Annotated in this window: 23 protein-coding genes; 17 read left to right on the forward strand and 6 right to left on the reverse strand. The window is 39.5% G+C overall.

The features are described 5' to 3' along the window. The first annotated feature begins 48 nt into the window (after positions 1 to 48). Together ACTHOQ_RS04975 and ACTHOQ_RS04980 are read left to right on the forward strand one after the other, a co-directional pair. Entirely contained in the window at positions 49 to 1,008 is a 960-nt protein-coding gene (locus tag ACTHOQ_RS04975; RefSeq protein ID WP_440494574.1) for an NAD(P)H-dependent flavin oxidoreductase, read from the forward strand. A gap of 24 nt (positions 1,009 to 1,032) precedes the next feature. Beyond that, positions 1,033 to 1,305, forward strand: coding sequence for a UPF0223 family protein (locus ACTHOQ_RS04980; RefSeq protein WP_440494575.1), 273 nt, complete (start codon positions 1,033 to 1,035; stop codon positions 1,303 to 1,305). Between the two features lie 108 nt (positions 1,306 to 1,413). Here ACTHOQ_RS04980 and ACTHOQ_RS04985 read toward each other — a convergent pair whose 3' ends face one another. After that, a complete protein-coding gene (locus ACTHOQ_RS04985) occupies positions 1,414 to 2,043 on the reverse strand; it encodes a YktB family protein (RefSeq protein WP_440494576.1) in 630 nt (209 codons plus the stop codon). A 193-nt stretch (positions 2,044 to 2,236) separates the two neighbouring features. Here ACTHOQ_RS04985 and ACTHOQ_RS04990 point away from each other — a divergent pair, with 193 nt between their 5' ends. Further along, positions 2,237 to 2,434: a YkzI domain-containing protein gene (locus ACTHOQ_RS04990; RefSeq protein WP_440494577.1), complete on the forward strand. Its 198-nt coding sequence runs from the start codon at positions 2,237 to 2,239 to the stop codon at positions 2,432 to 2,434. 315 nt (positions 2,435 to 2,749) lie between these two features. Beyond that, a complete protein-coding gene (locus ACTHOQ_RS04995; protein WP_440494578.1) occupies positions 2,750 to 3,544 on the forward strand; it encodes an inositol monophosphatase family protein in 795 nt (264 codons plus the stop codon). A gap of 81 nt (positions 3,545 to 3,625) precedes the next feature. On the opposite strand, the gene ACTHOQ_RS05000 is transcribed toward ACTHOQ_RS04995, so the two are convergent. Then, positions 3,626 to 3,841, reverse strand: coding sequence for a DUF5325 family protein (locus ACTHOQ_RS05000; protein WP_440494579.1), 216 nt, complete (start codon positions 3,839 to 3,841; stop codon positions 3,626 to 3,628). Between the two features lie 131 nt (positions 3,842 to 3,972). On the opposite strand from ACTHOQ_RS05000, the gene typA reads away from it, so the two are divergent. From typA to ACTHOQ_RS05015, 3 genes are all read left to right on the forward strand, one after another. Continuing rightward, entirely contained in the window at positions 3,973 to 5,823 is a 1,851-nt protein-coding gene (gene typA, locus ACTHOQ_RS05005) for a translational GTPase TypA (RefSeq protein ID WP_440494581.1), read from the forward strand. A gap of 24 nt (positions 5,824 to 5,847) precedes the next feature. Next, positions 5,848 to 6,246 (forward strand): YlaH-like family protein, encoded by a 399-nt coding sequence (locus ACTHOQ_RS05010; protein ID WP_440494582.1) that lies wholly within the window; start codon positions 5,848 to 5,850, stop codon positions 6,244 to 6,246. Between the two features lie 244 nt (positions 6,247 to 6,490). Then, positions 6,491 to 7,129, forward strand: a complete 639-nt coding sequence (locus ACTHOQ_RS05015) for a fucose permease (RefSeq protein WP_440494583.1) — start codon at positions 6,491 to 6,493, stop codon at positions 7,127 to 7,129. A gap of 41 nt (positions 7,130 to 7,170) precedes the next feature. Here ACTHOQ_RS05015 and ACTHOQ_RS05020 read toward each other — a convergent pair whose 3' ends face one another. Both ACTHOQ_RS05020 and ACTHOQ_RS05025 read right to left on the reverse strand, forming a co-directional pair. Beyond that, positions 7,171 to 7,374, reverse strand: a complete 204-nt coding sequence (locus tag ACTHOQ_RS05020; protein WP_440494584.1) for a YlaI family protein — start codon at positions 7,372 to 7,374, stop codon at positions 7,171 to 7,173. Positions 7,375 to 7,386: 12 nt separating this feature from the next. Beyond that, a complete protein-coding gene (locus tag ACTHOQ_RS05025; RefSeq protein ID WP_440494585.1) occupies positions 7,387 to 7,887 on the reverse strand; it encodes a peptidyl-prolyl cis-trans isomerase in 501 nt (166 codons plus the stop codon). A gap of 170 nt (positions 7,888 to 8,057) precedes the next feature. Between ACTHOQ_RS05025 and ACTHOQ_RS05030 the strand changes: the two genes are divergently transcribed. From ACTHOQ_RS05030 to pyc, 3 genes are all read left to right on the forward strand, one after another. Next, positions 8,058 to 8,339 carry an Fpa/YlaN family protein gene (locus ACTHOQ_RS05030; RefSeq protein WP_440494587.1) on the forward strand — a complete coding sequence of 94 codons (282 nt, stop codon included), beginning with the start codon at positions 8,058 to 8,060 and terminating at the stop codon, positions 8,337 to 8,339. A 61-nt stretch (positions 8,340 to 8,400) separates the two neighbouring features. Further along, a complete protein-coding gene (locus ACTHOQ_RS05035) occupies positions 8,401 to 9,570 on the forward strand; it encodes an FtsW/RodA/SpoVE family cell cycle protein (protein WP_440494588.1) in 1,170 nt (389 codons plus the stop codon). Positions 9,571 to 9,587: 17 nt separating this feature from the next. Further along, positions 9,588 to 13,022 (forward strand): pyruvate carboxylase, encoded by a 3,435-nt coding sequence (gene pyc, locus ACTHOQ_RS05040; protein ID WP_440494589.1) that lies wholly within the window; start codon positions 9,588 to 9,590, stop codon positions 13,020 to 13,022. 40 nt (positions 13,023 to 13,062) lie between these two features. On the opposite strand, the gene ACTHOQ_RS05045 is transcribed toward pyc, so the two are convergent. Then, entirely contained in the window at positions 13,063 to 13,974 is a 912-nt protein-coding gene (locus ACTHOQ_RS05045) for a COX15/CtaA family protein (protein WP_440494590.1), read from the reverse strand. 960 nt (positions 13,975 to 14,934) lie between these two features. Here ACTHOQ_RS05045 and coxB point away from each other — a divergent pair. The 6 genes from coxB (at position 14,935) to ACTHOQ_RS05075 (ending at position 20,592) form a co-directional block, all read left to right on the forward strand. Next, on the forward strand, positions 14,935 to 16,005 hold the full coding sequence (gene coxB / locus ACTHOQ_RS05050; protein ID WP_440494591.1) for a cytochrome c oxidase subunit II: 1,071 nt from the start codon (positions 14,935 to 14,937) through the stop codon (positions 16,003 to 16,005). 37 nt (positions 16,006 to 16,042) lie between these two features. Continuing rightward, entirely contained in the window at positions 16,043 to 17,983 is a 1,941-nt protein-coding gene (locus tag ACTHOQ_RS05055; protein WP_440494592.1) for a cytochrome c oxidase subunit I, read from the forward strand. Continuing rightward, positions 17,983 to 18,609, forward strand: a complete 627-nt coding sequence (locus tag ACTHOQ_RS05060) for a cytochrome (ubi)quinol oxidase subunit III (protein WP_440494593.1) — start codon at positions 17,983 to 17,985, stop codon at positions 18,607 to 18,609. Before ACTHOQ_RS05055 ends, ACTHOQ_RS05060 begins: the two co-directional genes overlap by 1 nt. 1 nt (position 18,610) lies before the next feature. Next, positions 18,611 to 18,955 (forward strand): cytochrome C oxidase subunit IV family protein, encoded by a 345-nt coding sequence (locus ACTHOQ_RS05065; protein ID WP_440494594.1) that lies wholly within the window; start codon positions 18,611 to 18,613, stop codon positions 18,953 to 18,955. A 178-nt stretch (positions 18,956 to 19,133) separates the two neighbouring features. Continuing rightward, positions 19,134 to 20,048: a cytochrome c oxidase assembly factor CtaG gene (gene ctaG / locus ACTHOQ_RS05070; protein ID WP_440494595.1), complete on the forward strand. Its 915-nt coding sequence runs from the start codon at positions 19,134 to 19,136 to the stop codon at positions 20,046 to 20,048. Positions 20,049 to 20,130: 82 nt separating this feature from the next. Further along, positions 20,131 to 20,592, forward strand: a complete 462-nt coding sequence (locus ACTHOQ_RS05075) for a DUF420 domain-containing protein (protein ID WP_440494596.1) — start codon at positions 20,131 to 20,133, stop codon at positions 20,590 to 20,592. Between the two features lie 86 nt (positions 20,593 to 20,678). On the opposite strand, the gene ACTHOQ_RS05080 is transcribed toward ACTHOQ_RS05075, so the two are convergent. Beyond that, positions 20,679 to 21,035, reverse strand: coding sequence for a YugN family protein (locus ACTHOQ_RS05080; RefSeq protein WP_440494598.1), 357 nt, complete (start codon positions 21,033 to 21,035; stop codon positions 20,679 to 20,681). Positions 21,036 to 21,185: 150 nt separating this feature from the next. Between ACTHOQ_RS05080 and ACTHOQ_RS05085 the strand changes: the two genes are divergently transcribed. Continuing rightward, positions 21,186 to 22,235 carry a CAP domain-containing protein gene (locus tag ACTHOQ_RS05085; RefSeq protein ID WP_440494599.1) on the forward strand — a complete coding sequence of 350 codons (1,050 nt, stop codon included), beginning with the start codon at positions 21,186 to 21,188 and terminating at the stop codon, positions 22,233 to 22,235. Positions 22,236 to 22,250 lie beyond the last annotated feature (15 nt).

Below are 22,250 nucleotides of genomic sequence, written 5' to 3' on the forward strand. Positions count from 1 at the left end.
TATTTCGAATACTTGAAATGACTATCATTATTTTTTGGAGGAATGGCAATGAACTGGCAAACAAAAGTAACAGAATTACTGCAAATTCAATACCCGATAATTCAAGGCGGGCTGGCGTATTTAGCATATTCTAAACTCGCCGCGGCAGTATCGAATGCAGGCGGCTTAGGTCAAATTACGGCAATGAGTCTACATTCGCCTGAAGCGCTGAAAGAAGAAATAAAAAAAGTAAGAGAATTGACAGAACGGCCATTTGGCATAAATTTTGCAATTGGAATGCATGGCAAGGGATATGAAAAGATGGTAGAAGTCGCTGCCGAAATGGATGTTCCCGTTGTAACGATAACAGGGGGAAATCCTGCACCGATTTTTGATATTTTAAAAGATGCGTCCTGTAAAAAGCTTGTATTAGTGGCGGCAAAACGTCAAGCGCAAAAAGCTGAACAACTTGGAGCAGATGCTGTAATGGTCGTCGGGCAGGAAGGTGGAGGCCATTTAGGAAGAGATGATGTCGGAACAATGGTATTAGTACCTCAAGTTGTTGACAGTGTATCGATTCCTGTCATAGCATCAGGAGGGATTGGAGACGGTCGAGGCTGGATGGCAGCACATGCTTTAGGAGCAGAAGGAATTGAAATGGGTACACGTTTCATTGCGACAAAGGAATGTGTTCATGCTTCTAGAGCGTATAAACAAGCATTGATCGATAGTGAAGAAACCGATACAGCCATTATTAAACGTTCCATTGGTGCACCTGCCCGGGTGATCAGCAATGAATTCACCGATAAGATTTTAGAAATCGAGCAACATACCCCTACATATGAAGCATTAAAAGCATATATTAGCGGGGAAGCCAATAAGGCATTTATATATGACGGTGATCAAGCAAAAGGTTTTGGTTGGGCAGGCCAAGTGACCGGTTTAATCAATGATGTTCCGACAGTTGAGCAATTAATTCAACGTATGGTTGTACAAGCAAAGGAAATCCGTTTAAAATGGGGTCAGTAATGAATTAAAGGCAGGTAATAGTTTATGGAGTATTCATACCCATTATCAACAGACTGGACAACAGAGGAGATGGTCGATGTCGTACACTTTTTTGAAGTAGTGGAAATGGCTTACGAAAAAGGGGTAAAGCGGGAATTAGTCATGGCTCGCTATAAACGTTTTAAGCAAATCGTTCCTTTACAGGCGGAAGAAAAAACAATTTGCCGTGATTTCGAGCAGGCAAGCTCCTATGTCCCGTATCGTGTCGTGAAGCTGGCAAAGGAATTGGCTGACGGGCAAATTGTAAAGATGAAATAGACAAAGAGCTAATAACAGTCCGAATGGATTCGTTATTAGCTCTTTTTGAATTAAATTTATTTTTATTGGAATGTTTAGCAGTCATTTGTACATATTAATAATAAATGGTTAATTTTTACCTTGGATTACTTCATAAATAGGAAGGAGCTCATCAAAAGTTTTTTCGGCCAATTGTAAAAACTGCTCGGCAGACATTTGAACCGCTTCCTTTGCTTCGATGTGTCGACCGATTAAAAATTCACCTTTTTTAACGTCGCGCAGACGAATAAGGAGCTGCTCCAACTTTTCGCCGCGTGCTTCCTTTAAGGAAATGGCGCTTGGTTGCATATGGTCTCCGGAAATCACGTAGTCATCCGGCAAATTTTTGAGAGTGTGGATATCCGTTAGTAAGCGCTGTGCCATTTCATACTTTTGCGGCGCCTCGTAAATAATCGCAACAACGATGAAAAGATGTGTTCCCCATAAACCAATTTGAAAATGCGGCAAAGATTTATAGCCGCGTTTATAAGGAGCAAATGCTACCCAGGAATCTTTCGGCGGGTTGACAGTACGGCGAGCATGTTTTGCTACATGTCCAAAAAACTCCTCTCCTGTTTGTGCGCTGAAATAGCCTGAAAAGGTTTCCGATAGTTCATGAAACTTTGGTCGGATTATATTATTTAAAGCTTCCATACGCTCATCTAAGCCGTTAATTTCAAATACTAGGAAGTCTTCTTTTGTCCATTTTACAATACTCAATTTTTTCAATTCCTTTCGATTTAATGTTTATTTTATTAAGTTTTTGGGAAAAAATCTGTTAATAGAAACTTTTTTACCATTAGAAATTTTGGCAGAAGAAATTTATAAGTTTTGAGTAATTAGTCATATTAACCAAACCGCCATCATCCAAAATATGGTAAAAGTTAAAAAATATGATGAGGAAGTGATCTTAATGAAACAGATGATTAAAATTATACGCAAAGTCGATATTGAAAAGCAATACGAAGAGATTTTAATGCTGGAAATGGACTATGAACTTGCAACACTTTACGCGGCAATGAATAACAATGATCAACATGAAATAGATAAATCCAAAAAACGTTTAACAGAAATCCAAGAGGAATTAAAGGGTTTACATGCGTATGCGTAATGAAAAAATGTATCCAAAATAAAAAATCACTTGCCAAAGTAAGATAGCAAGTGATTTTTTGTTATAATAAGGATATTTAAGAATATTAGCAAAAAGTTAGGGATGACAAAACTCCATGCCAAGGAGAGTTGGTTGGAATGGGGCGAGCGTTCGTGCTGACGACTTCAGCTTGCGCTACAAGATTTTCTCTGCGACGAAAGCGTCCAACCTGTAATGGAAATCAACCCAATGTTATGACGATGAACCAAATTTAAAGAAAAGCTCACTATATTTACATATAAAAACTAGCGATTGTTGTCGGAAGGTGGATGAACGATGGATGTAAAACAACTAGATGAATTTGCAAAAAAAATTATTTTTGAGGCGGGCAGAAATATACGAGCAGCATTTTCGTATGACATTGAAATCGAAACAAAATCAAACCCCAATGATTTAGTAACGAATATTGATCGGGAGACGGAGTTGTTTCTCATTGAAAAAATAAAAGCATCCAATCCGACGCATCGGATTTTGGGCGAAGAAGGAATGGGGGAAAAGGTCGAAAGCTTAGAAGGTGTTGTATGGATAATTGATCCGATTGACGGCACGATGAATTTCGTGAAACAACATCGCCATTTTATGATTACAATTGGCATTTATGTTGATGGCATAGGGGTATTGGGTTACATATTTGATGTAATGCGGGAAGATTTATTCAATGCGATTGCCGGTGCAGGCGCATGGTATAACGATTCCCCGCTTCGCAGGCTTCAGCCGGTGAAAATTGAAGAAGCTGTGATCGGAATAAATGCAAGCTGGGTTACACCGAACAATCGCATTAATCACGAAAAGATAATTGAGTTGGTTCGCACAGTGCGCGGTACCCGGTCTTATGGTTCGGCAGCTATGGAAATAGCCTTTGTCGTAAGCGGGAAGCTTGATGCATATATTTCGATGCGTCTGGCGCCATGGGATATTGGCGGGGGGGTCATTATTGGTAAAGAAGTTGGCGCGATTTCCACAAACTTTAACGGAAAAGATTTTGACTTTTTATCGAAGGATACATTTTTAATCGCCAACCCTTCCATACATCGGGAAATATTGGATAATTATATTGAAGAGAAAAAGTAAAAAACTCCGGTGCATTGAACGCACCGGAGTTTTTTTGAATCATTTCAAAAAGTTATGCTAGCTTAATGACCTTTTTCGAAATTATAGTAAACCTTGATCTTTAAATTTACGTTTCGTCTTGAATGCCATTCCGAATATGGCACACATAACGACAACGCCTAAAATAACGCTAATCCAGCCGATTGTTTCATAATCAGGGCCTGTCATAAAAATTAGTGAAAAGGCAAACCCCATGCTTACCATTGAAAGAATCGCAGCTAATGCATAAATAGCCATGACGAATTTTGCTTTATTCATCGTTCCATACCTCCATTTATCTTTTTATATGTGACTAAAAAATGATATTAATTATTGTGAAAAGACATTTAATCTTTCATGTGCTATAATATCACAGTTAAACAATTGAAAAAAGAATATGGAGTGGAATAATGACAAATTTACGTCAAGATATTCGTAATATCGCAATTATTGCTCACGTTGACCATGGTAAAACAACGTTAGTAGACCAATTATTAAAACAATCAGGTACTTTCCGTTCTAACGAGCGTGTTGAAGAACGTGCAATGGACTCTGGTGATATAGAGCGCGAACGTGGAATTACGATTTTAGCTAAAAATACAGCAGTAAACTATAACGGTACACGTATCAACATCCTTGATACGCCTGGACACGCAGACTTTGGTGGGGAAGTTGAACGTATCTTGAAAATGGTAGATGGCGTTTGTTTAGTTGTCGATGCGTATGAGGGTTGTATGCCGCAAACACGCTTTGTATTAAAGAAAGCGCTGGAACAGAAAATTACGCCAATCGTTGTAGTTAATAAAATCGATAAAGATGCAGCTCGTCCACTTGAAGTAGTGGATGAAGTGCTGGAGTTATTTATCGAATTAGGTGCAGATGATGACCAGTTAGACTTCCCGGTAGTATATGCTTCTGGTGTAAATGGGACAGCATCACTTGATCCAGACCCGGCAACACAGGAAGAAAACCTGAATTGCTTATTTGAAAAAATTATCGAAACAATTCCATCACCTGTGGATAATTCAGATGAGCCGTTGCAATTCCAGGTTTCGCTGCTTGATTATAACGATTTCGTAGGACGTATCGGTATTGGCCGTGTATTCCGCGGTACAATCTCTGTAGGACAACAAGTAGCATTAATGAAATTGGACGGCACGGTAAAACAATTCCGTGTAACGAAAATTTTCGGTTTCTTCGGCTTAAAGCGTGAGGAAGTCCAAACAGCCAAAGCTGGTGATTTAATCGCCGTTTCAGGAATGGAAGATATTAACGTAGGTGAAACAGTTTGTCCTATCGAGCACCAAGAAGCGTTAACACCATTACGTATTGATGAACCAACATTGCAAATGACATTTTTAGTAAACAACTCTCCGTTCGCAGGTCGTGAAGGGAAATGGGTAACTTCCCGTAAAATCGAGGAGCGTTTGCGCGCACAATTGCAAACAGATGTATCATTGCGCGTTGAAGATACAGAATCACCGGATGCTTGGACGGTTTCAGGTCGCGGTGAGCTTCACTTATCGATCTTAATCGAAAATATGCGCCGTGAAGGTTTTGAGCTGCAAGTATCAAAACCGCAAGTAATCATTAAAGAAATTGATGGCGTAAAATCAGAGCCAATCGAACGCGTTCAAATCGATGTACCAGAAGAAAATGTCGGTTCGATCATCGAATCAATCGGTACACGTAAAGGCGAAATGCTGGATATGATTAACAACGGTTCTGGCCAGGTTCGTTTAATTTTCCACGTTCCTGCACGCGGTTTAATCGGGTATACAACAGAATTCATGTCATTAACAAAAGGCTTCGGTATTATTAACCATACTTTCGACCACTACGCACCAGTCGTACAAGGCCGTGTCGGAGGACGTCACCAAGGTGTATTAGTATCAATGGAAAATGGTAAATCGACAACTTATGGTATGATGGGTATTGAAGATCGTGGTACATTATTCGTAGAGCCGGGTACTGAAGTATATGAAGGCATGGTCGTTGGCGAGAACAACCGCGATGCAGATATTACAGTAAACATTACAAAGCAAAAACAAAAAACAAATATCCGTTCTGCGAATAAGGATCAAACAAATGTCATTAAAAAGCCTCGTATTTTAACATTGGAAGAAGCGTTGGAATATTTAGGCGATGACGAGTATTTGGAAGTTACACCAGAATCAATCCGCTTACGTAAGCAAATTTTAGATAAAAATGAACGTGAACGTATTGCGAAAAAGAAAAAGAACGCTGAGTTAGAAGGTTAATTGGCGTCAATAAGGAAAGGTTGAATGATGTTGAATATGATGGCTGTGTTAAGTAGCTATTTTAATTTGGTATTACTAGCAACTGTATCTACAAGTGAAAATGAGTACGTGATGAATCGTATGTCAGGAATTACAAGATATTTATACGAAAATTTGCCGAACTTTGATATAGCCGGCTATGCAACGTTTATTCTCGTATTCCTTATGTCGGCAATTGTATACAAACTAGGCTTCGCAAAGAAACTATCATTAGGCAGAAATATCGTTATTTACGCTTTCTTATTTGCAGGATGTATCGTATTAACATTTTTGGCGTTATTTTTGCCGATGATTGAAGGATTAATTGTAGCCGCATTAATTTTAATCGTTTACAAATCACGTTTATGGCGTGAAAAACGAGAAGAAGCAAAACAGGCGAATTAGTAACGAGAAAGGGCTTTCCGGGATATCAATTCGGGACAAGCCCTTTTATATGAATAGCGGGAAATGCTTCGGCCGCTTCTGACCAAACAGTTTTTAGCGGACATTTAATATAAGGAAGGGGTGTGCTAGAAGTTTTTGACTTTTAACATACCCCTTTTTTAATAGGACTGTTTAATTGAAAACGCTTTACTGGAAACGTTATAATTCTTTATTGGGGATAATAATACAAATGGAGTAGAGGAAAATGAATTTTACTAAAAAGCAAGTAATTATTAGTGTGGCTTTAGCGCTTATTATCATTAGTTGCATTATTTTCGTGCCTGCCGTATTAACGGCAAAAAATGAAGATAATGCAGCTGCGGAACTGAGCGAAATTTATAATGATCAATTTGTCGTGACGAAATCGACTGCACCTGCCTTCGGTGATGATTTTGAAATTACAGTACAATCTGAGACATCAAAAACAGTTTATGATTTTGATGTGAAAGACGGCGAATATTCAGGCGAATATTTTGCTGAAAATATAAACGCAGAAGTAAATGAGCTTATTCAGCCAATCGTTGGAGAGCGTGTTTTAGTAATGTCAAATGTATTCCAGGATGGCTTGCGAAAAGAAGCGACATTTGAGGAACTGGAAGTAGAAAAGGCAACGGTGCACCTATTAGTCGATGAAGATTTATCAGAGGAAAAGGCACAGCAAATTGCCGATGCGCTAAAAGCTGAATTTGGCGAAATCGCTGTTTCAGTTGAAGCATATGTCGTTGATGAGGAGCGTGTATTTGAAGGAGTAAAAACAGAAGTATCTAACTTCTTCCAACTGAGCAAAATCGATGCACAAAGCTTCATCGATTTTAAATTCCATGAACAATCATTTGAATTTTAATTAAAAAATGCGGCGAGCCCTAAATTTGAGCTCGTCGCATTTTAAAATTCTTCGTCAAATTTTGAAGATGTTCTAAAGAAGCGGAACTTTCCTGTTTCGATACGTTTTTGCGTGTTGTCGGCAATACGCTCTGAACATGCTGAACACATAAATGTATGAATGGGACGATTGCGCAATTTTTTTGCTAAAGGTAAATCGTTTGGTAACTCATGTAGTGTATCGCAAATGACACATTTTACACGCATGACGAAATCCTCCTACTGAATACGAATCGCACGCACATTTTTTATTGGATTTTCTAAATTTGAGCCATCCGCAAATAATACATGCACTGGACCATCTTCTAAAAGCGGTTTCCCGTCCTGGCTGAATTTAAAAATAAAATTTTCGGCTTGCTGCAATGGGAAAATGAATTCTTCTTGCGTTGTGCATTCGAAAACGACTTCGTTAGCACCATTAAGAATTTCAGCATTATTTAAAAACGGCTTAATTTCCATCCCGAATGTACCAGTCATCATGCCTTTACGGTCAAATTTGCGCTCTGTTTTCAATGTCGGCGGAAATACCGCACCTTCCATAATTTCGCGTGACCAATGCGCACCCATATCACGCAAGTATTTTTCGTTATCTACTTCAACTTTTTCTGAAACAAAATATGTAGTCAGATCCAGTTTGCGATCATCAAAAATCCATACGGTAGGATCTAATGTCAATTGAAATTTAACCGCGCCTTTTACAGGAATGATTGTTTCGACCATTTGTAAGCCCTCCTTAACTATTTTCCTTCATAATTATAACGCGATTCCCCGTAGAAAGAAATATAATTGAATTGAAAGTAAAACATACAAAGACGCTTGCATTTTTGAATGTAAAAAGATACACTTTATTAAGATAGAATCGAAGAAATATCATAGATGGGGGCGTCCTCATGGATACGAAAGCACAAGCTTCCTTTCAGGAAAAAGCATTAGAGCTATTAACTGCGGATGCAGAAAAAATTGCTCAGTTAATTCGCGTACAAATGGATAACTTGACAATGCCATCTTGTCCGTTATATGAAGAAGTTTTAGATACACAAATGTTTGGTTTATCGCGTGAAATAGAATTTGCTGCAAGGCTGGGGCTAATTGAACGTGATCAAGGAAAGAAAATTCTCGATTCGTTGGAGAAAGAACTTTCTTTATTACATGATGCGTATACAGACAAATAAAAGAAAACTCAAACGCTTCATTGCGGTTTGAGTTTTTTTTTCAAAGATGAGGTTTATAAAAATGAAGCATTATTTTAAAAGTTATTTTCGCAATTTTGACTATGGTTTACTGTTCGTATACATTTTATTAATGTTATTTGGACTAGTCATGATTTACAGTTCCAGTATTTGGGTTTCTATTTTTAATTATAACGATTCGAATTATTACTATAACCGGCAGTTTACTAATATAGTCATCGCCTTGATTTTGTTTGCGGTCGCTGTCATTACGCCTTATAAAAGATTGTCGAGCAAATTTATTTTAAGTTTTTTACTTGCTGTTATGTTTGTGCTGGAGTTCTGGCTTTTAATTGGCGGTCAAAATATCAATGGGGCGAAAAGTTGGATCAGCATATTCGGCCTTATGAATTTCCAGCCGTCGGAATTTGCGAAACTCTTTATTATTGTATTTTTCGCGGGCACATTTTACCGGAAAAGCGTCAATCGCGGCTCAATGCAGCTGCTGACGTTTGACGATGTATCTTACCCTCTGGGGATGTGGCTGTTTATCGTTATTGTTGTCGGCTTTGAAACAGATTTAGGCGCATTGGCTATCATTGTAGCCATTGCACTTGTCGTTGTTATTACGAGCGGACTTAGGGGCAAAACACTTGGCAAAATTTTCGGCTTATTAAGCGCATTGGGTGTTGTAGGGATTATAGGGATTTTAATATTCAAATGGGACACGATTTTTAACGCGAGTCGCAGAGGCCGTATTACATCGTTTTTGGATCCGTTTAGTGATCCGCTCAATACAGGCTATCATGTCGTGAATGGCTATTATGCAATAGGTGCAGGCGGCTTGGAAGGACGCGGGCTCGGTCAATCGATTCAAAAGCTTGGATATGTGCCGGAGCCGCAAACCGACTTTATTATGGCGATTATTGCTGAAGAGCTGGGGCTTTTAGGCGTATCTATTGTTATTATAGGATTAGGCTTTATCGTGATACGCGGTTATTATATCGCAATGTCTACAAAGGACCCGCTTGCAAGAATGTTGGCGGCGGGCATTTCTACATGGATTGGATTACAAACTTTTATTAATTTAGGTGGATTATCGGGACTTATCCCGTTAACCGGAGTAACGCTTCCTTTCATAAGTTATGGCGGTACTTCAATATTATTGCTTTCAGTAGCAATGGGGATACTTATAAATGTCTCCACACATCACAAATTAGAAAAGAGAAAGTAATTGGGGGTTGAGGAGAAATGAAGTCAATTAAGAAGATTTTAGTTGCGAACCGAGGCGAAATTGCGATACGTATTTTACGTGCATGCAATGAATTGCATATTAATACTGTAGCAATTTATTCACGTGAAGATAGCGGGTCTTACCACCGTTATAAAGCAGACGAAGCTTATATTGTAGGGGCAGGGAAAAAACCTATTGATGCTTATTTGGATATTGAAGGCATTATAAAAATCGCCAAAGAAGCGAATGTCGATGCGATTCACCCAGGTTATGGCTTTTTATCGGAAAATGTATTATTTGCTCGACGTTGCGAAGAAGAAGGCATTCAATTCATCGGTCCGACTTCCGCACATCTTGATATGTTTGGCGATAAAGTAAAAGCTCGGGAACAAGCGATTTCCGCTGAAATTCCAGTCATTCCAGGTACAGACGGCCCGGTGGCGAATTTACAGGAAGTCGAGCAGTTTAGCGAAGACCACGGTTTCCCTGTCATGATTAAAGCGGCCCTTGGCGGCGGCGGGCGCGGGATGCGTTTAGTGAATTCCAAAGAAGAGCTGCAATCTTCTTATGAGCGAGCGAAATCGGAAGCAAAGGCGGCATTTGGCTCAGATGAAGTGTATGTTGAAAAGGCGATTATTAAGCCGAAACATATTGAAGTACAAATTATCGGGGATACACATGGCAATATCGTGCATCTATATGAACGCGACTGTTCGATTCAGCGACGTCATCAAAAGGTTGTGGAAATTGCGCCTTCCAATTCGATTTCAGAACAATTACGCAATCAAATTTGTGATGCTGCAGTTAAACTAATGAAAAATGTAGGCTATATTAATGCGGGTACGGTTGAATTTTTAGTGTCGGGCGAAAATTTTTATTTCATCGAAGTAAACCCGCGTATTCAAGTTGAGCATACGATTACGGAGATGATTACCGGTATCGATATTGTCCATGCGCAAATTAAAGTAGCGCAAGGGCTGAATATTCATTCAAAAGAAGTAGGAATCCCGGCGCAAGACAAAATTCCGCTATTTGGCTATGCAATCCAGTCCCGTGTGACGACAGAGGACCCGGCAAATGATTTTATGCCAGATACAGGAAAGCTTATGGTATACCGTTCAAGCGGTGGCTTTGGAGTACGTTTGGATGCAGGGAATGGTTTCCAGGGCGCCGTCGTGACACCTTATTATGATTCATTGCTAGTGAAAATTTCAACATGGGGAATGACTTTTGAAGAAGCTGCGGCGAAGATGGACCGCAACTTGCGCGAATTCCGTATTCGTGGTGTAAAAACAAACATCCCGTTCTTAGGCAATGTCGTATTGCATGATAAATTTTTAACAGGTGAATTTGATACGAGTTTTATTGATACGACACCAGAGCTATTTGAATTCCCTGAGCGTAAAGACCGTGGAACAAAGTTATTGAATTATATCGGAAATGTAACATTAAATGGTTTCCCGGGTGTTGAAAAGCGTGCGAAACCGATTTTCGTCCAGCCGGAAAAGCCGAAAGCGGACATTTTAATTCCTTCTCCATCCGGCACAAAACAAATTTTGGATGCGCACGGGGCAGATGGTCTTGTGAAATGGATTAAAGAACAACAAGATGTCCTATTAACGGATACAACATTCCGCGATGCGCATCAGTCACTGCTTGCAACACGCGTACGTTCCCAGGATATGCTTGAAATTGCAGAAGAGACATCGCGTTTAATGCATAATTATTTCTCGCTGGAAATGTGGGGCGGGGCAACGTTCGACGTCGCATATCGCTTCTTGAGCGAAGATCCTTGGAAACGACTTGAGAAATTGCGCAAAAAAGTTCCGAACGTCTTATTCCAAATGTTATTGCGTGGAGCGAATGCGGTAGGCTACACAAATTATCCGGATAATTTAATCCGCGAATTTATTCAAGAGTCTGCAGCTTCCGGTGTTGACGTTTTCCGTATCTTTGATTCACTGAACTGGATTAAAGGGATGGAAGTGGCGATTGATGAAGTGCGCAATAGTGGAAAAGTAGCAGAAGCCGCAATTTGTTATACGGGCGATATTTTGGATGATGCACGGGCGAAATATACCGTTCAATATTACAAAGACATGGCACGTGAGTTAGAAGCGACAGGAGCCCATATTCTGGCGATTAAAGATATGGCGGGTCTTCTTAAGCCGCAAGCTGCATATCGCCTAATATCGGAGCTTAAGGATGCAACAAGCCTGCCAATCCATTTACATACACATGATACGAGTGGGAATGGAATTTATCTGTATGCGAAAGCAATTGAAGCGGGCGTGGATATTATTGATACGGCATTAGGCTCAATGGCTGGCTTAACGTCACAGCCGAGTGCAAATTCATTATACTATGCGATGAAAGGCTCGGACCGACATGTACGGGCGGATATCGAAAGCTTGGAAAAGTTATCTTACTATTGGGAAGATGTTCGTAAATACTACGTTGATTTTGAAAGCGGCATGAATGCGCCACATTCTGAAATTTATGTGCACGAAATGCCTGGCGGTCAGTACAGCAACCTGCAGCAGCAAGCAAAGGCAGTTGGTTTAGGTGACCGCTGGGATGAAGTAAAGGCAATGTATTCCCGCGTAAACTTAATGTTCGGCGATATTGTGAAAGTGACGCCTTCCTCAAAAGTGGTAGGGGATATGGCTCTGTTTATGGTGCAAAATGATTTAACAGAAGATAATATTGTTGAGCGTGGACAAGTGATTGATTTCCCGGAATCCGTAATTGAATTTTTCCAAGGATATTTAGGACAGCCGCATGGGGGATTCCCTGAAGCAATCCAGCAAGTTGTTTTAAAAGAGCGAACACCAATTACAGTGCGACCTGGAGAGCTCTTGCCACCAGTAAATTTTGCTAAGCTATCGGCAGAATTAAGCGAAAAATTCGGGCGAACTCCATCTAAACAAGATGTATTGGCCTATGCACTTTATCCGAAAGTGTTTGAGCAGTATATGCAGGCAGTAGAGTCATTTGGCGATATTTCAGTATTGGATACGGCAACATTCCTTTACGGATTAAAACTTGGCGAAGAAATCGAAGTGGAAATTGAAAAAGGAAAAACGCTTATCATTAAGCTTGTGTCAATCGGCGAGCCGCAGCATGACGGTACGCGTGTTCTTTATTTTGAAATGAACGGCCAATCCCGCGAGCTTGTCATCCAAGATTTAACGGTGGAAGTAGATGGCAGCATCGCATTAAAAGCGGATCCATCCAACCCGAACCAAATTGGTGCTACAATGCCCGGCACTGTTTTGAAAGTAGTGGTGAATAAGGGCAGCACAGTCAAACGCGGCGATCACTTATTGATTACTGAGGCGATGAAAATGGAAACAACGGTGCAAGCGCCAAAAGACGGTATCGTAAAAGAAATATATGCGTCAGCAGGAGATGCTATTTCGACAGGCGATTTGCTCATCGAATTAGAATAAATAAAAAGAGGGACCAGATTATATTCTGGTAACCCTCTTTTTATTTTGATCGAGAAACTAGCATTATTAAATAACATAATAAACCGAATAACAGGGTAATTAATAATGAGTGCATTAATGATACGAGCAATTGCAGCTTTAACAGCACAACTAGCATTCCGGCAATTACTTGCAATATGACAAGCGAAAAGGCAATAATCCAGCCCCAGTAGATAACGCGCTGATTTTTGTAATTTCTAATGACGTGTATAGCGATATACGCAATCCAAATAACGAATAATAATACCGCAAAACGGTGACCCATCTGTACCCACTCATACATATTGTAAGGCTGGGCGAGCGGCTGATCATTGCGGCACAATGGCCAATCCGGGCATACGAGACTCGCATCCGTATGGCGGACCAGCGCACCCGAGTAGACAACTACATATGAGTATAATGTAACGCATATAGTATGTATTTTTAATCTTCTACTCATATAGATTCGATCGGCATCAAATTTCTTGTCGACTTCAAATACAATTAGTGTCAGCAGGAGAACGGCTGCAAAGGATATTAATGAAATTCCGAAATGCAATGCCAAAATAAAGTCGCCTTGTCCCCACAGAACTTGCGCGGCACCGATCAATGCCTGAAGAACAAGGAAAAACATTGCTAAAAAGCCTAAAAACTTCACTTCACGGATATGCCCGAGCGAGCGCCATGTCCAAACGACGAGAATAAGAATAAAAATTGATACGGAACCTGTAACAAGACGATGGGAAAATTCGATTAAAACTTCCGTTGTTATTTCTTTCGGAATTAACGAACCGTTGCAGTCCGGCCAGTTTCTTCCGCAGCCGAGCCCGCTATCAGTCTTTGTAACAAGTGCCCCGCCTTGAAGGATGAGCAGCATACCAAGTGTCGATAGTACAGCAAACCATTTTAAAAATTTGTAATATTTCTGATGCATAAAGTGAGTCCACCTACTTTAATATTCACATCGCTGCTAAGAGCGTCTCTCGTCTTAGATGATAGCGAAAAAATGCTGAAAAAACAACTTCTATCAAGGTTTCGATTGTAAACGCACCCATTTTTTCACAAATTGTTCATAAATTCGTCTCCTATCCTTCACAAATATTGGCAGAAAATGCATTACTATATAGTTGTTGTTTTAGATTTCTGTACGCTTCGTCCTGTTTGAAATGTTGATATTTGAAATTTCACGAAACGTCTAGAAATCCGATACAAATTTAGATATAGTTATGGTAGCGGAATATGCTTACAAATTTGAAAGGAGAAGTAATTTTTTGACGCATTTGCCATGATGTATCGAACAATACATCATTCAGCAAAAAGATTCTTTAAGTTTTCTTGCACTTATAAAGATTGAAATTGGTAATTCAAACTCAGTGAAGACTTGAAAAAAGAATCCGGTTTACATAGTCATTATCGTTCGTATCCATTTCAGGATGTTTGAAATATATACGTTAAGTGAATGGGACTATATGTAAAAATGTGTCGATAATTGCAGAATCCTTCCTCATACGTAGGCGAAATTTTGTAATCGATGGCATCATTCGCTGCCAGCATGTGGGGACTTATAGTTCGATTAGCCATATTGTCTTAATTAAAGCTTTGCGCAAATAAATTGGAATTTTTGCAATCTATTATTCAACCGCATTACGTAAAGTAGCTTAATGCAGAGCCGATAATAAATTACTTTTCAATGTATGGGCGTGAGAGGGGATCGACAAGGAGTGGCTTGCAACATTGGGATTCTTTCTTTAGCAGTAATTTACTGCATTAGATTTAACTATATTTTGTATTTTCCGGACAAAATATATGAATCTAGTATAAGAATTCACATAGACATAACCGTAGTCCTGGTTACACATGAAAATACAACGAAGAAAGAGGGGTTTATTAAGCTATGATGAAAGGGCTTAAAAAATGGCGATTATTTTCGCTGTTAACAGTAATGACAGTATTCCTTTCAGCATGTGGTGAAGATTATATTTCGACACTTCGCCCATCAGGTCCGGTAGGTAAAGAGCAATTAAATATTTTAATATTGGCTATTACAATTATGGCATTAGTAGTAATCGTAGTATCTGCCATTTATTTAGCTGCGTTCTTTAAGTTCCGCCGTACAAAAGTTGGCGAAAACCATATGCCAAAGCAAGTGGAAGGTAGCCACACATTAGAAGTGATTTGGACAGTTATTCCGATTATTCTATTATTGATCCTGGCTGTACCAACATTAAACTCTACTTATAAATTTGCGGATGTTGCCGCAATGGATGAAGTAGATGAAAGCGGTAATAAAACTGCACTTACAGTCAATGTAACGGCAAAATTATATTGGTGGGAGTTTGAATATCCAAACCAAGGAATTATTACAGCTCAAGAATTAGTAGTACCGACTGGAGAAAAAGTGTATTTTAACTTAATCGCATCTGATGTAAAGCACTCATTCTGGATTCCAGCAGTTGGCGGTAAGATGGATACAAACGTTGATGGCATCAACAAATTCTATTTACAGTTCGATAAAGAGTCAGCAGGCTTAAATGATGGCGAGGGCGTATTCTACGGTAAATGTGCCGAGTTATGTGGACCTTCTCACGCATTAATGGACTTCAAAGTTAAAGCGCTTGAGCCAGAAGCATTTAAAGCGTGGGTTGCAGCAATGCAAGCTACAGAAGGTCAAACAGCGGACAAAGAGTCATCTGATTTAGGTGAAGCGACATTTGCCAACTCTTGCTTAGGATGTCACGCTGTATCAGCGGTAGCCGGCAATGGCATGGGTCCAAACTTGACAACATTTGGTGACCGTAACCGCTTAGCAGGTTTCATGGAGCACAATGTTGAAGAAACAACAAATTGGATTATGGATCCTGAACCATACAAACCAGGTAACACAATGACTGGGAAATATGATGTTACTGAAGAAGAAGCAAAAGCAATTGCTGAATACTTAATGACATTAACTATTGAGAAATAATTTAAACGAGAGAGAAACTTTGAAGGAGGTTAAAGTTGTGAGCTCTGTTACACAGAAAAAGGGCTTTGGGGCACATGTATGGGACTATTTAACAACAGTCGATCATAAAAAGATCGCGATTATGTATTTAGCTGCCGGTACACTGTTCTTCGCAATTGCAGGATTTGAAGCGTTACTTATGCGTATTCAATTAATGTTCCCGGAAAGTACATTCATTTCTGCAGGCCTATTTAACGAATTATTAACGATGCACGGTACAACGATGCTATTCTTAGCTGCAACACCAATTATATTTGCCTTTATGAACGCAATCGTTCCACTGCAAATTGGTGCGCGTGACGTTGCATTCCCATTCCTGAACTCATTAGGGTTTTGGTTATTCTTTATCGGTGCGGTATTCCTTCACCTGTCATTCTTCCTAGGTGGCGCGCCTGATGCAGGATGGACTTCTTATGCATCACTATCTTTATATTCACCGGGCCATGGTATCGACTTCTATATTCTTGGTCTCCAAATTTCCGGTGCGGGTACGTTAATCTCAGGTATTAACTTCATCGTTACAATCATTACGATGCGTGCACCTGGTATGACGTTTATGCGTATGCCATTATTTACATGGACTACATTAGTATCAAGTTCATTGATTTTATTTGCATTCCCTCCACTTACTGGTGGTTTATTCTTAATGTTGGTTGACCGTATGTTCGGAGCAAACTTCTTCGATCATACAATGGGTGGTAACACAATTATTTGGGAGCACTTATTCTGGATTTTCGGTCACCCTGAAGTATATATTTTAGTATTGCCGGCGTTCGGTTTATTCTCTGAGATTATTCCAGTGTTCGCCCGTAAACGTCTGTTCGGATACTCTTCGATGGTATTCGCCACAATCTTGATCGGTTTCTTAGGGTTCATGGTATGGGCCCACCACATGTTCACAGTTGGTTTAGGTGCTACTGCGAACGCAATTTTCGCTGTTGCTACAATGGCGATCGCTGTTCCTACAGGAATGAAAGTATTCAACTGGATCCTTACAATTTGGGGCGGTTCGATTAAAGTTACAGTACCGATGCTTTATGCACTTGGTTTCATCCCGTCATTCGTTGCGGGTGGGGTTACAGGGGTTATGCAGGCAACTGCGCCGCTTGACTACCAATTACACGATTCTTATTTCATCGTTGCCCACTTCCATTACGTAATCGTAGGCGGTATCGTAACAGGGCTATTCGGTTCAGCGCACTTCTACTGGCCGATTATGTTTAACCGTGCGTTAAATCCGAAACTTGGAGTGCTTACTTTCTGGATGTTCTTCATTGGTTTCCACTTAACGTTCTTTATCCAGCACTTCTTAGGATTAATGGGTATGCCACGTCGTGTGTTCACGTACATGGGCGGCCAAGGCTGGGATTTATTCAACTTCATCTCATCAATCGGTGCTATTATGATGGGAATCGGGGTAGTATTATTAGTAGTTGATGCATTATTATCAATTAAATCAGAGCCGGTTAACCGTCGTGATTACTGGGGCGATGGTCGTTCACTTGAGTGGGCGATTGAAACACCGCTGCCATTCTATAACTTTAAACAAACACCGCTTATTCGCGGCTATGATCCATATTGGATCGAAAAAGAGGAAGGCAACAAAGAAGGCATGGTATATGCTGAGCCACTAGGTGAAATCCATATGCCGAACAATTCAATTCTGCCGTTCATTATGTCAATCGGTACAATGATCGCAGCATTCGGTGCTCTATACAGCCCATGGGGAGACCAAGTTCAAGCAGGAACAGCTACAGGCACGACGCCAGCTATTTCCCTAGCGTTGATTATCGGAGGTTTAGGCTTAACAATTGCATGTATGATTACTCGTTCATTCAAAGACGATTTAGGATTCCATGTAACGGTTGCTGAAATCGAAAAAATCGAGACAGATTTGGCTCACTACCGTGCAACAGGTAAAAAAGGGGGTAACAAGTAATGGATATTAATCAAAAATTTACTCCACAAACTTGGCCGAAACACCCTGAACAAGCTACAGCGGAAGGGAAAAACAAGTTAGTTGGACTTTGGATTTTCCTGGCATCAGATACAGTATTATTCGCGAGTGTATTTGCTACATATATCGCACTGAAAGATAGCGGTCCAGCAGGTATGGAATTCGCGGCGAAGGATCTATATGAATTACCGTTAGCATTTATCATGACGATGCTGCTTTTAACATCATCATTAACTTCTGTGTACGCAATGTACCATATGAAAAATTTAAACTTCTCTGGTGTCCGTACTTGGATGGGGATTACAGTTCTTTTAGGTTTAGGCTTCCTATGCTTGGAAATTTATGAATTCCAGCATTATGTGCATATTGGATTCGGTTATACACAATCGGCATTCTCTTCAGCGTTCTTTACGCTCGTAGGGATGCATGGTGTCCACGTAGTTATTGGTTTAATTTGGATTACGGGATTAATCATCCGTAACAGCAGCCGTGGCTTAAACTTATACAACGCGCCGAAGTTCTTTGCTGCTTCACTTTACTGGCACTTCATCGACGTTGTATGGGTATTCATCTTCACAGTAGTCTATTTGATGGGAGTGTTAGGATAATATGGGACACGAAACTCATGTAGAAGTACGTACTCAAGCTCAATACGAATATGATAAAGCACATTCAAAAGCTCATATGCGTAAACAAGTAGTAAACTTTGCGATCATGATTTTCTTAACATTTATCGCGTTTGCTGCCGTACTAGCAGATTTTGCTCCAAACTTTATTGTTCCAATCATTTTATTAATGGCTGGAGTACAAGTAGTATTGCAACTTTATGCTTTCATGCACTTGGAAGATCGCTCAACACATATGGTTGGCGTAATTGAATTCTTCATCTGGAGTGCAGCCTTCATCGCGTTTACGTTCTTCGTAGCGTTCACAACGATCATTTGGTGGGGCTAATCGCATAATAAAACGTCCTTGGCAATTGCTGAGGGCGTTTTTGTGTATTCAAAAAATTATATATAACCTATATGAAAAATACATGTTTGATTTCAAGCAATTGTCATAGTTCTTTCATTGAAGTTGGAGAATTTGCCATCTATAATGAAATTACTGATGTTTAAAGGAGCATGGTCATATGCCGATAAGTATATTTGGTTTTCAAGCATTATGGAGCCCTTATTTAATCGGGGGTTTAATACTCATAACAGTTTTCTATTTTTTAATAACGGTTACATGGCAGGAAAAGTTTAAAGAGAGCGAAACATTAAAGAAAAGCGAAGCAGCTTATTTCCTTTTAGGAATCATTTCTTTTTATATTATTAAAGGATCTCCAATTGATTTGCTCGGTCATATTATGTTTACGATGCATATGACGCAAATGGCATTTTTATTATTGTTAGTTCCGATTCTTTTTATTAAGGGAATTCCGTGGTGGGTTTGGAAAGTAGTAGTCGAAGCCCCTGTAGTGCGCACGATTTTTAAAGTTTTTACACAGCCATTAGTTTCCATCGTCTTATTTATAGGGCTGTTTTCGGTTTATCATTTACCATCTGTATTCGACACAATTAAACTAAATGAAGCCTATCACTTGGCATATACGTCGATTTTATTTACTTCTGCCATTTTTATGTACTGGCCATTGCTGAATAATGTCGAAGGTCAGCATGAAATGAAAAATATGAATAAATTAGCGTATATTGCTTCAAATGCGGTTTTAATTACACCTGCTTGTGCCCTCATCATCTTTGCTTCAAGCCCGATGTACGGGACATATAGCGATAGTGATATGTGGCTGAAAGCGATGGAATTATGTGTGCCTGCATCGACACTGTCGGGGCTTACATTGTCCGGACCTGAGCTATTTTCGAATATGGATTTAGTGAGCGACCAGCAAGTAGGCGGCGTATTGATGAAAATTATTCAAGAAATTATTTTCGGCGTTATTTTATTTAAAATTTTCCGCAAATGGTGGAACTCGGAACGTAAAAACCAAACAGAAATTACGGAAAATGCTTTAAAAGAGTTTCAAAATAGAACACGCTATCAATAAAATGATAAACTGTTTACGCATGTAATTACTAGCATGTGATATAGTTCTTATCGACATATTATTTGAGATTGGGGATTTGAAAATGAATGTACCTGTTTTACCCACAATAAGCACAGCGTTTATTGTCATTAGTGCAGTGCTTGTAGCCATTGGTTGGGTATTAATTGCACAAAGAAAAATAGATGCACATAGAAAAGTAATGACAGCAGCCGGTGTATCAGCATTAATCTTCTTCATCATTTATGCATCACGTACCGTATTTATTGGAAATACTGCGTTTGGCGGTCCGGATGAGTTAAAAGGATATTACACATTCTTTTTAGTTTTCCATATTATTTTGGCAACAGTCGGAGCGGTATTCGGCATTACGAGTTTGCTTTCTGGTTTTAAAAATAACTTAAAGCTGCATCGCCGTATTGGGCCGATTACAAGTATTATCTGGTTTTTCGTAGCCATTACAGGTGTGCTCGTATATTTATTATTGTATATAATTTACGAAGGCGGAGAAACAACATCTGTCTTTAAAGCGATATTAGGCTTTTAGTCCATTAAACTTCCTTTACAACATTGTATAGGAAGTTTTTTCATGGAAAATAAAAAAAGCTGGTAGGTTCCAGCTTTTTAAAAGGTTTAAATGCCGTATGCAGTAAGCTCTTTGCGAACATCTGCCAATACTTTTTCGCATTCTTTTACAAGATGTCCCGGAAATACCTCATCCGTGTATTCAACACCGTGCGGATAATAGTATTTCCCGATTGCAGGCTTGTTAATGTTTAAAGTTGCATTATGTGCGCCTACATCACCTGATACTGCGTTGCAAAAAACACGTAAATAAAAACGACCTTCACGTACATCATAGCAACGGTCAAATGCCATACGGTCATAATCCCATGCACCGTGGCACTCTAAACCGAATTTGCCCATTACTGTCGTTAAAACTTCTTGATCAACTTTAACATTTTCGAGTTGTGTGTTTTCAAAATACATTTCGTTATCCTCCTTTTGCCCATCGTACATAAGTATACGGTCAATTTTAATAATAGAACAAAATGGTAATCGATGCAATGACAACATTGTGTCATCGTGTCCAAAATTGGTATAATTATACTAAGTAAAATAATAGGATAGGGGATTCTTATGAAGGTTTTATTTCGAATTTTAATTGTTGCGACTTGTATTGGGATTGTTGTCTATTACACAAATGGCGATTCTTCTCAAACAGAATTATTGGAGGGGCCACCATCGATAACAAAACCCGCATTGGAGGCAGAATCCCCGCAAAATAGTGACCAGCAGCTTCCACGGCCTGCATCGGGCATTTCTACGTTTATAGGAAAATCATCGCAGGATATTTTGACAGCCTTTGGAGAGCCTTATCGAATCGATCAGTCGGAATTTGGCTATGAATGGTGGATTTACAATACGAATAATAGTTTGTTAATGGTAAGCATAACGGACCATCTTGTCAATCAAATTTATACGAATGATATGAATTACAATACAGCTCCATATGTAATTGGGCAAACATTGGATGATATATATCGGATGACGCTTTTTGAACAGGAAGTAACAGTCGAAATGGAAGATAATATTTATATTTTTGCGATGAATGAACAGGACTTACATAATCGAATTTTAGTGAAGTATGAAAATCTGTATGCACAGCTATACATGGATAGCATCACAGGGCAGCTGCATGGTGTGCGTTTTATAGATGGGGAAACACTCGTATTGCATAAGCCGTATGAAATGCAGTTTATTGGTGAACTTTTGGAAGTAAGCACACCTTCCAGCTATGCGCAGATCGAGATTAATTTAGCAAACAGAAGGCAATTGACGGATTTGGCTAATTCGTTTCGTATGAAAAATGCTATCCCGGCATTATTGCAATCAGACATCCTTGCATCAGTGGCAATTGAGAATAGCGAGCAAATGTTTATGCAGACGATGGAATCCCAAACGGCTGAAGAGGAGTATACAGTAGAACAGCAATTAAACGAAATGCAGCAAACCTATAATCAGTATGGGATAAATGTGGCAGCGAATTATAAAGATGCGATTGAAGTAATACACGGATGGATGAATTCAAAAGAGCATCGTTCATTGCTTGCCGATGAGAAATTTACCCATATTGGTTCGGGAGCCTATGTAAATTACTATACACAGCTTTATGTCCAGCAAAAATAAGCGAATTTAAACGCT

Origin of the sequence: Solibacillus silvestris (assembly GCF_051967575.1) — a bacterium.
Taxonomy (GTDB): Bacteria; Bacillota; Bacilli; order Bacillales_A; family Planococcaceae; genus Solibacillus; species Solibacillus silvestris_B.